At 66.5% G+C, this 12,842-nt stretch carries 12 protein-coding genes and 1 pseudogene; 12 read left to right on the top strand and 1 reads right to left on the bottom strand.

The features are described 5' to 3' along the window. Positions 1–15 precede the first annotated feature (15 nt). From PMO31116_RS19150 to PMO31116_RS19135, 4 genes are all read left to right on the top strand, one after another. On the top strand, positions 16–444 hold the full coding sequence (locus PMO31116_RS19150) for a PadR family transcriptional regulator (protein WP_246185381.1): 429 nt from the start codon (positions 16–18) through the stop codon (positions 442–444). Further along, positions 444–1,283, top strand: coding sequence for a siderophore-interacting protein (locus tag PMO31116_RS19145; protein WP_150568076.1), 840 nt, complete (start codon positions 444–446; stop codon positions 1,281–1,283). The genes PMO31116_RS19150 and PMO31116_RS19145 overlap by 1 nt, the downstream gene beginning before the upstream one ends. A 101-nt stretch (positions 1,284–1,384) precedes the next feature. Then, positions 1,385–1,729 carry a cupin domain-containing protein gene (locus tag PMO31116_RS19140; RefSeq protein WP_343038632.1) on the top strand — a complete coding sequence of 115 codons (345 nt, stop codon included), beginning with the start codon at positions 1,385–1,387 and terminating at the stop codon, positions 1,727–1,729. Between the two features lie 148 nt (positions 1,730–1,877). Beyond that, a complete protein-coding gene (locus PMO31116_RS19135; RefSeq protein ID WP_150568074.1) occupies positions 1,878–2,225 on the top strand; it encodes a hypothetical protein in 348 nt (115 codons plus the stop codon). A gap of 139 nt (positions 2,226–2,364) precedes the next feature. On the opposite strand, the gene PMO31116_RS19130 is transcribed toward PMO31116_RS19135, so the two are convergent. Next, positions 2,365–3,120, bottom strand: a complete 756-nt coding sequence (locus tag PMO31116_RS19130) for an SDR family oxidoreductase (RefSeq protein ID WP_150568073.1) — start codon at positions 3,118–3,120, stop codon at positions 2,365–2,367. A gap of 368 nt (positions 3,121–3,488) precedes the next feature. On the opposite strand from PMO31116_RS19130, the pseudogene PMO31116_RS24375 reads away from it, so the two are divergent. The 8 genes and pseudogenes from PMO31116_RS24375 to dxs form a co-directional block, all read left to right on the top strand. After that, a pseudogene (locus PMO31116_RS24375) lies at positions 3,489–4,181 on the top strand (CDP-alcohol phosphatidyltransferase family protein); the annotation flags it as partial. Beyond that, on the top strand, positions 4,155–4,979 hold the full coding sequence (locus tag PMO31116_RS23900; protein WP_150568123.1) for a HalD/BesD family halogenase: 825 nt from the start codon (positions 4,155–4,157) through the stop codon (positions 4,977–4,979). The pseudogene PMO31116_RS24375 and the gene PMO31116_RS23900, both read left to right, overlap by 27 nt. Next, positions 4,980–6,002, top strand: coding sequence for a flippase-like domain-containing protein (locus PMO31116_RS19120; RefSeq protein WP_150568072.1), 1,023 nt, complete (start codon positions 4,980–4,982; stop codon positions 6,000–6,002). It abuts the gene before it with no gap. Positions 6,003–6,017: 15 nt separating this feature from the next. Further along, a complete protein-coding gene (locus PMO31116_RS19115) occupies positions 6,018–6,782 on the top strand; it encodes a phosphocholine cytidylyltransferase family protein (RefSeq protein ID WP_150568071.1) in 765 nt (254 codons plus the stop codon). Next, positions 6,779–8,488: a phosphoenolpyruvate mutase gene (gene aepX / locus PMO31116_RS19110; protein WP_150568070.1), complete on the top strand. Its 1,710-nt coding sequence runs from the start codon at positions 6,779–6,781 to the stop codon at positions 8,486–8,488. Before PMO31116_RS19115 ends, aepX begins: the two co-directional genes overlap by 4 nt. Then, complete coding sequence (gene aepY / locus PMO31116_RS19105) at positions 8,481–9,668, top strand: phosphonopyruvate decarboxylase (RefSeq protein ID WP_150568069.1); 1,188 nt, start codon at positions 8,481–8,483, stop codon at positions 9,666–9,668. Before aepX ends, aepY begins: the two co-directional genes overlap by 8 nt. Before the next feature lie 40 nt (positions 9,669–9,708). Then, positions 9,709–10,782: a 2-aminoethylphosphonate aminotransferase gene (locus PMO31116_RS19100; RefSeq protein WP_150568068.1), complete on the top strand. Its 1,074-nt coding sequence runs from the start codon at positions 9,709–9,711 to the stop codon at positions 10,780–10,782. 22 nt (positions 10,783–10,804) lie between these two features. After that, complete coding sequence (gene dxs, locus PMO31116_RS19095; protein WP_150568067.1) at positions 10,805–12,754, top strand: 1-deoxy-D-xylulose-5-phosphate synthase; 1,950 nt, start codon at positions 10,805–10,807, stop codon at positions 12,752–12,754. The last annotated feature ends 88 nt before the right edge of the window (positions 12,755–12,842 follow it).

The following is a 12,842-nucleotide window of genomic DNA, read 5'->3' as shown; positions in this document are numbered from 1 at the left end:
GGGGGACTGCGCCTCGTGCTGCTGCATCTCATCTCGCAGCAACCGCGCCATGGCTACGAACTCATCAAGGCAATCGAAGAAAGCGTGAACGGCACTTACAGCCCCAGCGCCGGCGTGGTCTACCCGACGCTCACGCTGCTCGAGGAAATGGGCTTCATCCGTGTGCAGGAAAATATGGGAGACAGCCAGCGCAAATCCTACGAAGTCACCGATGCCGGCCGCGAATACCTGGCCGAGAACGAGGATTCGGTGACGGAACTGCTCGCGCGGCTGGCCACGCGGCGCGAACGTTCGGAAGACATGCCCCCGCAGGTCATGCGCGCGCTGCACAATCTCAAATACGCCGTGCACCTGCGTCTTGGCGGCGAGCCCCTCACGACCGACCAGGCCAATGCCTTCGCCGCGATTCTCGACGCGGCCGCACAACAACTGGAGCGACTCTGATGCCGGACAACGCTACACCGAACGCCATCCCCGATCGCACGCCGCAACGCGTGCGCCACGAACTTCGCATGCGGTTGCTTGAAGTGCGCAGCGTCGAAGTGCTGACGCCCAACATGCGGCGCGTGACCCTGGGCGGCGACGATCTCGAGGGCTTCGACAGCCCCGGCTTCGACGACCACGTCAAGCTCTTCTTCCCCGACCCGCAAACCGGCGAACTGACATTGCCCAGGGTCGGCCCGGAAGGGGTAGCCAAACCCGCGCCCGGCGATGCACCTCGTCTCATGCGCGACTATACGCCGCGCCGGTTCGACGCGGCGACCCGAACGCTCGTCATCGACTTCGCGCTGCACGACTCCGGCCCGGCCACCGAGTGGGCGCGCTCGGCGACGCCGGGCGACCGCATTGGCGTCGGTGGCCCGCGCGGCTCGTTCATCATTCCGATGAACTTCGACGGCTACCTGCTCATCGGCGACGATACCGCCCTGCCCGCCATCTCGCGACGCCTGGCCGAATTGCCAGCCGGCGCACTGGTTTTCGTTTTCGTGGAAGTCGACAACCCGGCCGATCGGCTTCGCTTCGCCAGCGACGCCGATGTCGTGGTCGAATGGATCTTCCGCGAAGGCATCCCCGCGGGACAGAGCACCGCGTTGCTCGACGCGCTTCAGGTGGCCACGCTGCCCGACGGCGACCTGCATGCCTGGGTGGCGGCGGAAGCCGGCGTGGCAAAGACCATCCGTCGCTACCTCGTGGACGAACGCGGCCTGAATCCCAAATGGGTGAAAGCGGCGGCATACTGGCGCCGAGGCGACGCCGCCGTGCACGAGACGCTCGACGACTGATCGCCAGGCCCGCACGTCGTGCGCGGGGCCTTGGAAGACAAGCCCCCGCGGTTAGGCTTTTCAACGCTTCGCTCATGCGTGAGTCACACCTTCGTATGCCCATGCCCCTGCTGCCTGACACGAATCTGTTCGCCGGCCTGCCCTCGCGCCCCGATCCAGCGGCCGCCGAGCAGTTCGATACGCTGGTCGACCGGCCCGGCCTGCGCGTCGAGCGCATCGTCTCGACCGGGCAGGCATCGCCCCCGGGGTTCTGGTACGACCAGCCTCGGCACGAATGGGTCGTGCTGCTTGCCGGCAGCGCCGGCCTCGCGTTCGCGGACTCAACGGCCGACACACTCGTGCTCCGGCCCGGCGACGCGATCACGATCGCCGCGAATCGGCGCCACCGTGTGGAATGGACCGCGCAGGGCGAGACGACCGTCTGGCTCGCGATCCATTACGACTGAGCCGTTGTCGCCCCTTTGGAGAAATTCCCTGTCGCCTTTCGGAATTGCCTGATAGAAATGCCGGGAACAAATTCCGACTATGGAAACGCGCCCGGCGGTGTCGAGTCTCGGCACCTCAAGGGCGGTTCACCCAAGGGGGTACGACGACATGGAGCAACGCAAACGACACGACGGTTTCGAACGTTGGGCCGCGGGCGCGACAGCGCGTCAGGCAGGCAGGGACGATGCGCGCTGGCGCGTCTTCCGTCCCCCCGAGCAGGCCGATTTTCATGGGTTCGTCGTCTGGTGCTACACGCAGGGCGTATTTCTCGGGCAGGAGTTCGATCGGCGGACCGACACCATTACCCACTGCTACGTGCGCAATGGCGCGTGGGCGGTCCAGTTCGATTCATACGGCGAAGCCTGCGAGCGTGCGTTCGACATTCACACTCCCACGCTGATCCTGTATGCGCCCGAGCGCAATGGCAGCGTTTTCATCACCAGCACAGAACAATAGACGCCGGGCGCCACCGCGGCGCGCACCCAACGTGAGATTCAAACGAAAACACCGGTCAGCCAAACGGCTGCCCGGTGTTTTTCACGCCTCGTGAGGCGATATGCGCTCGCCGGCTTTCGCCATGGAGCTTGTCGACGTGTCAGGCGTAGTTGCGAATATCGTCGATCTCGGTCTGACCGAAATCGTCGCGCTCGGTCAGTGCCAGAATGCGGCGGGCGACGTCCTCCGGCGACGACAGCTTTCCGCTCGCCTTGAGTTCCTGAAACCGGGCCAGCGCCGGGAAGCTTTCCTCGCTGCTGCTCCGAATCGCCTCCTGCATGCCGGTATCGACCACGCCCGGGGCGAGCGACACCGCCTGCACGCCGTGCTCGCGATGTTCGGCGTTGACGACACGCGTGTACATATCCAACGCGGCCTTCGTCGAGCAATACACGGCCCAGCCGGCGTTCGGATTGCGCCCCGCCCCCGATGAAATGTTCACGATCTGGCGACGGGCCTGCAGACCCTGCGTCGCGGCGAGAAAGCGCGACGTCAGCAGCATGACCGAAGTGACATTCAGGGCGAACGCCGCGCCGATGGCCTCCGGGTCGTTCAATGCGGCGGTATTGGCCACCGGATGCACCGTGCCCGCGTTGTTGATCAGCAGGTATCGACCGGCGTTGCGGGGCAATGCGTCAAAAACGCGCGCGGCAACCTGTGCCGCGGCGGCCGTGTCGGCCAGATCGACGGAAATCTGTTCGAGCTTGACGCCCTTGGCTGCGGCCAGCGCGGCGAGGTCGTCGTCGGTGCGGCGCGCCATCGTGACAAGATGGGCGCCGGGGGCGAGCAGGCCGCGAGCGAGTGCGGCGCCGAGACCGCGGGACGCACCGGTGAGCAAGGCAATCGTTTGGGACATTGGGAGATGGGCGGTCGGACCACGCCGCAAAAGTGACGAATGGGACGCCATTATCCGCGCATCGGCGTGGTGCCGCTATCCCGACTTTCCGTCGCTTTTCGCGCAGAGCCGGCGCGTCCGCGTCAAAGCGACGCCGCGGGGCTGCAAAGCGAAATGGTGTATTGCGGAATATAATCGCGAACTTCGCTCGCTGATGACCTACCGTAGTCATGGCGAACTCGGCGAGCCCCTCTGCACAACGGTGCCAGGCCGTGCGGCGCGTCGGCGTCGTCGAGCGTCAACGCACCGAATCCCCAAGGTTGTCCGGCCGATACGGGGGTTTTGAGTGCTCTGCACATTACCGCCTTATGGGTATATATTCCCCCCTCATGGAAACGATACCGAAAATCATTTCGGCACCCGATGCTGCGTCAGAACGCCCCGTGCCGCCTCGCCCGCGTCAATATGACGCGCGACTCGCACGCTGGCTCGTCACGCCGCTCGTCGACACACGCGTCACGCCGAATCATCTCACCACGCTTCGTCTGATCGTCGGGCTGGCCTGTACCTGGGCGTTCGCGCAGGGAGGCTATGCCATGGCCAATCTGGGCGCCGTGCTGCTGGTGCTGTCGAACTTCATCGATCACACCGACGGCGAGCTGGCGCGCATTAGCGGCAAGTCCAGCCGTATCGGACATCTCTACGACCTGGCGTCCGACGCCCTGGTGACCGTGCTGCTGTTCGGCGGCATCGGCATGGGCGTGGATGCCGTGGCCCCGGGGCAGCACCCGCTGCCCGTGCCACTGTCGGCCTCGGCGCTCGGCTGGATCGCGGGGGTTGCCGTGGCGCTGATTTTCTTCCTGCGCATGCGCATCGAGGACCGCGTGGGCAAGGCCGGCACCCGCCAGGCCTCGGTCGGCGGTTTCGAGACGGAAGACGTGCTGTATCTCATGCCGCTCGTGACGCTGTTCGATGGCACGCGTGGCTTTCTGATCGCCGCGGCGATCGGCGCGCCGGTCTTTGCGCTGTTGGTCATCGCCGATTATCTGCGCGTGATGCGTCGCGCGACGCGCGCGAGCACACGTGCGCCGGACACGGCCATCGGTGAGGCACCGGCGGCCCCGGCGGCCATCCAACCGGCCGCCTTCGCGGCCGACGCCGAGATCGAACGCGCGCTCGACGCCCTCGACGTCGATGACGTCACTCGTGAATTCAAGTCGCAGGACGCCTTCGTCTATCTCGAGAAATTCCTGCCGGAGTCTGTGACGCAGCAACTCATCGCCGCCGCGCGCGCGGTCACGCCGAACGTGAACCGCAACTATCTTCCCGGACACAAGCAAGGCGGCAGTGTGAGCCGACATACGCTCGACGAGCGCGCGCCGTTCGTGGCAGAGCTGTATCGTTCGCCGGCCCTGATGCGGTTTCTCGAGCGGCTCGCCGGCGAAAAGCTGCTCCCCTCGCCGCAGGACGACCCTCACGCTTACGCGCTGTATTACTACACGCGCCCGGGCGACCACATCGGCTGGCACTACGACACTTCCTACTACAAGGGCCGCCGCTACACGCTGCTGCTCGGCGTGGTGGACCAATCGAGCTGCAAGCTCGAATACCGGCTCCACACGCGCAACCCGGGCGCCGCGCAGGTCGACGGCGCCGTGGCGTATCCCCCCGGCGCGCTGGTGTTTTTCGACGGCGACAAACTGCATCACCGGATCACGCCGCTTGGCGACAACGAGGAGCGAATCTCGCTCACGTTCGAGTATGTGACCGATCCTCGCATGGGCGCCTGGCAGCGCTTCATCTCCAACATGAAGGACGCCATTGCCTACTTCGGATTCCGGCAAGTGTTTCGTCAGGTACTGGGACGGACGAAACGCTAAATGAACCGGACCGCCATCGTCTCTCTCACCCTCGGTTTCGCCCTTTTCGTGGCCCTGCTGATCTGGCAGGGCACGGGATCGGTGATGTCCACACTGGCCGGCGCCGGCTGGGGACTGCTGCCGATCGCCGCATTCCACCTCGTGCCGCTGGTGCTGGATGCCGCCGCGATTCAGGTGCTGGTGGCGAAGTCGTGCTCGCTGCGCCGTGCCACCCTCACCCGCTGGGTCGGTGAGTCGGTCAACAGCCTGCTGCCGGCCGGTCAGATCGGCGGGCCGATCGCGATGGTGCGCCAGATGAAGCAAAACGGCATGGCCGGGCGCGAGGCGGCGGCGGGCATTACCGTGAGCACCACCTTGCAGGCCGTCGCCCAGATCGTTTTCGCGCTGCTCGGCCTGGCCGTGTTCGGCATCGGCGCGACGCGCAGCACCGGTGATGGCCTGTGGATGCCGATGCTGCTGGCGACCGGACTCATCTCCGTGCTGCTCTATGGGTTCTATGTCGCGCAACGGCGCGGCATCTTCGGCTGGGCGTTTCGCATGCTCTCGAAAATGTCGTCCAAGCGCGACTGGTCGTCGCTGCTCGACCGGGCTGACGCCGTCGACGAGATCGTACAGCGCATGTACGGCCAGCGCCGCCAGGTGATCGCGAGCTTCCTGCTCAGCCTGGTCGGGTGGATCGTCGGCACGGCCGAAGTGTGGTTGATCTGCCATTTCATGGGCTTCCCGGTCAGCTGGGTCGACGCCCTGCTGCTCGAAAGCCTGGGCCAGGCGATTCGCGGCGCCGCGTTCTTCGTGCCCGGCTCGCTCGGCGTTCAGGAAGGCGGCTACCTGCTGCTCGCCCCGCTCGTGGGTCTGCCGGCCGACGCCGCGCTGGCCCTCTCACTGGCCAAACGCACGCGCGAGTTGCTGCTCGGCGTGCCGGGCCTCATCTATCTGCATTTCTCCGAACGTGGCTGGCGTCGCCAGCGCGCGGCGCAACAAAGCGTGCCGCTGCCGTCCGCCACGGATACTGCACCGCTCTAAAGAAGGAAATCGATCATGCGGGCCATCATTCTCGCCGCAGGCATGGGCCTGCGTTTGCTCCAGCCCGAGAACAAGCAGTCGCCCAAGTGCCTGCTCAAGTTCGACGGCATGTCGCTGCTCGAGCGCCACCTGCGCATGCTCGCGGCCGCCGGTATCACCGACGTCGTGCTCGCGCTCGGCTTTCACCACGAACAGGTAAGCGAGGAGCTCGAGCGCCTGAACTGGACACCGCGCCCGAAGGTCTGTCTCAATCCCGAATTCCATCTCGGCAGCGTGCTCACGCTTCACACCGCCGCGGAAGCCATGACCGCTGGCGGCGACGTGCTCGTCATGGACGCCGACGTGCTCTACGACCAGCGCATTTTCAACGCGCTCGTGGCTGGCAAGACCGCCAATCGCCTGCTCATCGACCGCGACTTCGAAGTCGGGGACGAGCCGGTCAAGCTGTGTCTTCGCGACGGCGTACCGGTCGAGTTGCGCAAGCAGGTCATGGTCGGCCTGGCGTACGACACGGTCGGCGAATCCGTCGGCTTTTTCCGTTTCAACGAAGCGACGGCCGTGCGCCTTGCCGAAATCACGCGCGATTACGTCGAATCGGGCCGCGCCAAGATGCCGCACGAAGAGGCCGTGCGCGATCTGCTGCTCGAGCGCGGCGCGCAATTCGAGACCGCCGACGTCACCGGCTTCCCTTGGATCGAAATCGACTACCCTGAAGACGTGAAGCGTGCCGCCGAACAGGTGCTGCCGCAGCTCGAACCACTGACCATGGTGTCCGAATGAACGCTCCCGACGTCTTTACCCTACCGCCGACGGCAACGCGCGCCGCGCGCCTGCGCGCCATGCTGCGCAGCCAGCAGCTCGAATTTCTCATGGAAGCCCACAACGGCCTGTCCGCACGCATCGTGCGCGAGGCAGGCTTCAAGGGCATCTGGGCGTCCGGTCTGGCCATCTCGGCGCAGTTCGGCGTGCGCGACAACAACGAAGCGAGCTGGACGCAGGTCGTCGACAATCTCGAGTTCATGGCCGACGCGAGCGACCTGCCGATCCTGCTCGACGGCGACACCGGCTACGGCAACTTCAACAACATGCGCCGCCTCGTGCGCAAGCTCGAACAGCGCGGCGTGGCGGGCGTCTGCATCGAGGACAAGGTCTTTCCGAAGACCAACAGCTTCATTGGTGGCGAGCGCCAGCCGCTGGCCGACGTCGACGAATTCTGCGGCAAGATCAAGGCCGGCAAGGACTCGCAGGGCGACGACGACTTCTCGATCGTCGCGCGCGTGGAGGCTCTGATCGCCGGCTGGGGCATGGAAGAAGCCCTGCGCCGCGCCGAGGCATACCGTCTGGCGGGCGCCGACGCCATCCTGATCCACAGCAAGCTCAAGCGCGCCGACGAGATCGTGCAATTCGCCCGCGAGTGGGATAACCGTTGCCCGCTGGTGATCGTGCCGACCAAGTACTACAGCACACCGACAGACGTCTTCCGGGATGCGGGCATCAGCGTGGTGATCTGGGCGAACCACCTGATCCGCGCGGCCACCTCCGCCATGCAGGCGGTCGCCGCCGAGATCCATCGCAGCGAAACGCTGGTCAACGTCGAGGACCGAATCGCGACCGTCGACGAGATTTTCCGCCTGCAGGATGCCGAGGAATACGCGAGGGCCGAAGATCGTTACCTGTCTGCGGCGAATGCGCCGCGCTCGGCCATCGTGCTGGCAGCGAGCCGGGGCAAGAACCTGGAGAGCGTGACGACCGATCGCCCGAAGGTGATGCTGCCTGTGGCCGGCAAGCCGCTGCTGCGTTGGCTGGTCGACGGCTTCAAGAAGCAGGGGGTGAACGACATCACGGTCGTGGGTGGCTATCGTGCCGACGCCATCGACACGGCCGGCATCACGCTGGCCGTGAACGAACGCCACGCCGAGACCGGCGAACTGGCCTCGCTCGCGCAGGTGGCCAATGCGTTTGCACACGACACCGTGATCTCATACGGCGACCTGCTGTTCCGCAGCTACATCGTGCGCGACCTGGTCGAGAGCGAGGCCGAATTTACCGTCGTGGTGGACTCGAGCGCAGCAACCACCGCCGACGCCGCGAACGCCAGCGTGCGCGACTTCGCCTACTGCTCGTCGGGCGACGACCGCGGGCTGTTCGGCCAGCAAGTTCGACTCGAGAAGATCAGCGGCGACGCGTCCGACGCCGGTCGCACGCCGAACGGGCGCTGGATCGGCCTGCTGGGCGTGCACGGCGATGACGGCCGCGCGCGCCTCCAGCGTGTCTTCGCGGCGTTGCAGACGCGCCCGGATTTCGACCAGCTCGGCATGCCGGAGCTCATCAACGCGCTCGCGGCCGACGGCGCCGCCATCGCGGTGCAGTACGTGCACGGCCATTGGCGCGGGGTGAACGACATGGAAGAATTCCGCCGCGCGGGCGACTTCGCGCACGGTCAGACGCCCTTCAGCGGCGCAGCGTCGGAGGCACAAGGTGATTGAGGCGGGACAATTCGTCGAAGCCGCGCGCGGGCATGGCTTCACCTGGTACACCGGCGTGCCCTGTTCTTTTCTCACGCCGTTCATCAACTACGTGCTGCAAGACCCCACGCTGCACTATCTGTCGGCGGCCAACGAGGGCGACGCGGTCGCGATTGCGGCCGGTGCGACCCTCGGCGAGGGCCGTGGCGCCCGTTCGGTCACGATGATGCAGAACTCGGGGCTGGGCAACGCCGTGAGTCCGCTCACGTCGCTCACATGGACGTTCCGCCTGCCGCAGTTGCTGATCGTAACGTGGCGCGGGCAGCCGGGCATCACCGACGAACCCCAGCACGCGCTCATGGGCCCCATCACGCCGGCCATGCTCGATCTGATGGAAGTGCCCTGGGAGCTGTTCCCGACCGAACCCGACGCGATCGCGCCCGCGCTGGCGCGCGCCGTTCGTCACATGGACGAGACCGGACGCCCCTACGCGCTCGTGATGCAAAAGGGTAGTGTCGCGCCCTTTCCGTTGCAACCGGCGGAGCGCCCGGCGCGTGCGGCGCAGCCGGCGCCCGTGTCGATGATGCGCGGTGTCGCACCTTCCGGGCTGCCGACCCGCCGCGACGCGCTCGAGCGCGTGATCGCTCACACGCCGCTGGAAGGCACGGTCGTGCTGGCGTCGACCGGCTTCTGCGGACGCGAACTCTACGCACTCGACGATCGCGCCAACCAACTGTACATGGTCGGCTCGATGGGCTGCGTCACCACGCTGGCGCTGGGCCTGGCGCTAGCCCGTCCGGACCTGCGCGTGGTGGCCCTCGACGGCGACGGGGCCGCGCTCATGCGCATGGGCGCGTTCGCGACCCTGGGCGCCTATGGCCCGGCGAACCTCGTCCATCTGCTGCTCGACAACGCCTCGCACGACTCAACCGGCGCCCAGGCCACCGTCTCGCCGAGCGTTTCCTTCGCGGGCGTGGCCGCCGCCAGCGGCTACGCGCTCGCGCTCGAGGGCGACACGCTCGACGTCGTCGAGGCGCTGTTCGACGCGCGCACGGCCAGCCTGAGCGAAGGCCCGCGTTTCGCGTGCCTGAGCACTCGCCCGGGTACGCCAGATGGGCTGCCGCGGCCGAAGGTCGCGCCGGAGACGGTCAAGGCGCGACTGATGGATCACATTGCACAACGCGCCCTGGCTTCGGCCTGAGCGACCGATCATTCACGATATCCGACGAGGAAGCTTCGCCATGCTGTTACTGAATCCGGGCCCCGTTACGCTGACCGAGCGCGTCCGCAAGAGCTTGCTGCAACCCGACCTGTGCCACCGCGAGCCGGAATTTTTCGATTTGCAGGAAGAAGCCCGCACGCGCCTGAACGCCGTGTACGGTCTCGACCCCGCAGTTTGGACGCCGGTGCTGATGACCGGCTCGGGCACGGCCGCCGTGGAGAGCATGACCGCCGGACTCGTGCCGGAAGGCGGACGGTTGCTGATCGTCGAGAACGGGGTGTACGGCGAACGGATCTCGCAGATCGCCAAGCAGTACCGCATCGACCACGACATTCTCCATTTCGAGTGGATGCAAGCTCCCGATCTCGCGCAGATCGAGGCCAGGCTCGACGCGGCCGGGGATCGTCCCTACACGAATGTGGCAATCATCCACCACGAGACCACCACGGGCCGCCTGAACGCGTTGGCGGGTCTGGCAGCCGCCTGCCGCGCGCGGGGCATCGACCTCTTCGTCGACGGCGTAAGCAGCTTCGCAGCCGAGGCCATCGACTTCAACGACACGGCGATTGCCGCCGTGGCCGCCACCGCGAACAAGTGTGTGCACGGTGTGCCGGGCGTATCGTTCGTGATGGTGCGCAAGACGGCGCTGGCCAAGGCCTTCAGCCGCACGTACTACCTCGATATCGCGCGCCTGGCCAAGCTGCAGGCCGAGCGCAACACGCCGTTCACGCCTTCCGTGCATGCCTACTACGCGCTGGTCGAGGCGCTCCGCGAGCTCGAAGACGCCGGTGGCTGGCAAAAGCGCCATGCCCACTACGCCGCGCTGGCCGAGCAGGCGCGCGCCGGTCTGGCCGCGCTGGGCATCGACAGCGTGCTCCCGCCCGACGAGTCGTCGGTCGTGCTGCGCGCGTACAAGCTGCCCTCGGGCGTGGACTATCCGCGCCTGCACGACTGGCTCAAGGCCGACGGCTTCGTGATCTATGCGGGCCAGGGCGGCCTGTCCAAGGAGCTGTTCCGCATCTCGACCATGGGCAACCTCGCGTCCGCCGACATCGACCGCCTGCTCGCTTCGTTCGCCCGGCTGTTGAAGTGAGCGCGGGGACGGACGTTCAGCCATGACCGATTTGCTAGCCAGCATCCACTCCCCAACCGATCTGCGCGCACTCTCGCGCGCCGACCTGCGGCGTCTGGCCGACGAGTTGCGCGCCTGCGTGCTCGAGAACGTCTCGCGCACCGGCGGGCATCTGTCGTCGAACCTCGGCACTGTCGAGTTGACGATCGCCCTGCACTACGTCTTCGATACGCCCAACGATCGCATCGTCTGGGATGTGGGCCACCAGACGTACGCGCACAAGATCCTCACGGGACGCCGCGAGGCCATGCCCACCCTGCGTCAGTGGCAAGGCCTTTCGGGCTTTCCCAAGCGCGAGGAATCGCCTTACGACACGTTCGGCACGGCGCATTCGAGTACGTCGATTTCGGCCGCGCTGGGCATGGCGCTGGCGAGCAAGGTCAAGGGCGAGAAGCGACATTCGATCGCCGTGATCGGCGACGGCGCCATGACGGCCGGGGAAGCGTTCGAGGCGCTCAACAACGCCGGGGTCTACGACGACCTGCCGTTCCTTGTCGTGCTCAACGACAACGACATGTCGATCTCACCGCCGGTAGGCGCGCTCAACCAATATCTCACCCGCCTGATGTCCGGCCAGTTCTACTCGGCGGGCAAGGAAAGCGTGCGCAATCTGTTGCGCAATGCCCCCGCGCCCATGCGCGAGCTGGCCCACCGGCTCGAAGAGCATGCGAAGGCCATCGTCTCGCCTACGGGCACGATGTTCGAGGAGTTCGGCTTCAACTATCTAGGCCCCATCGACGGCCACGATCTCGACGCGCTCATTCCCGCCCTGGAAAACATCAAGGCGCTCAAGGGCCCCCAGTTTTTGCATGTCGTCACCCGCAAGGGGCGCGGATACAAGCTCGCCGAGGCCGATCCGGTGCTGTACCACGGTCCGGGCAAGTTCAACCCGAGCGAAGGCATTCGCCCCGCCGCACCGGGCGCGGCGAATGCCAGGACGTACACGCAGGTCTTCGGCGAGTGGTTGTGCGACGCCGCGGCGGCGGACAGGCGCGTGGTGGGCATCACCCCCGCCATGCGCGAGGGTTCCGGGCTCGTCGAATTCGAGAAGCGCTTTCCCGAGCGGTATTACGACGTCGGTATCGCAGAACAGCACGCGGTCACGTTTGCGGGCGGGCTCGCAACCGAGGGGCTGCGGCCTGTGGTCGCCATTTACTCGACGTTCCTGCAACGCGGCTACGACCAGTTGATTCACGACGTCGCCCTGCAGAATCTGCCGGTTCTCTTCGCGATCGACCGCGGCGGCCTGGTCGGCGCCGATGGCGCCACGCATGCGGGGGCGTACGACATGGCCTATCTGCGATGCATTCCGAACATGGTCGTCATGGCGCCGGCCGACGAAAGCGAATGCCGCCAGATGCTGCAGACGGCGCTTGGCATCGAGGGCCCCAGCGCCGTGCGCTATCCGCGCGGCACTGGTCCCGGCGTCCCGACCGAAGCGCAGCTGTCGACATTGCCCGTGGGACACGCCCAGACACGCCGCCGCAGCACCGCCCCGGCCGGCCACCGAGTGGCCATCCTGGCCTTTGGCTCGATGGTGGTGCCGGCGGAGCAGGTGGCCGGCGAGCTCGATGCGAGCGTGCTCAACATGCGCTTCGTCAAACCGCTGGACGAAGCGGCGGTACTCGAGGTCGCGCGCACGCACGATCTCATTGTCACACTCGAGGAAGGTGCGATCATGGGGGGCGCGGGCACGGCGTGCATCGAAGCGCTCAATGCCCACGGCGTGCAGGTGCCGGTGCTGCAACTGGGACTGCCCGATACCTACATCGATCAGGGCACGCCCGCGCAGCAGCTCGCGTCGGTCGGCCTTGACGCCTCGGGCATCGCCGCGTCGATTCGGCGCACGCTGGCCGCGCGCCTCGGCGGCAAGGTCGAGGCCGTCGGGACGACGGGCGACACCGGAGAGACGCTCGACTCGCCGCACGCCTGAGCGCGATGCGCGAATCGCGAATCGCGAATCGCATCACGCCCCTGCGGACACGCAACGGTCCGGTCACGAACGAAAAACGGCACCTCAC

The organism is Pandoraea morbifera, from assembly GCF_902459575.1.
In the GTDB taxonomy this organism is placed as follows: Bacteria; Pseudomonadota; Gammaproteobacteria; order Burkholderiales; family Burkholderiaceae; genus Pandoraea; species Pandoraea morbifera.
This window is presented reverse-complemented; position numbering and strand designations above follow the sequence as displayed.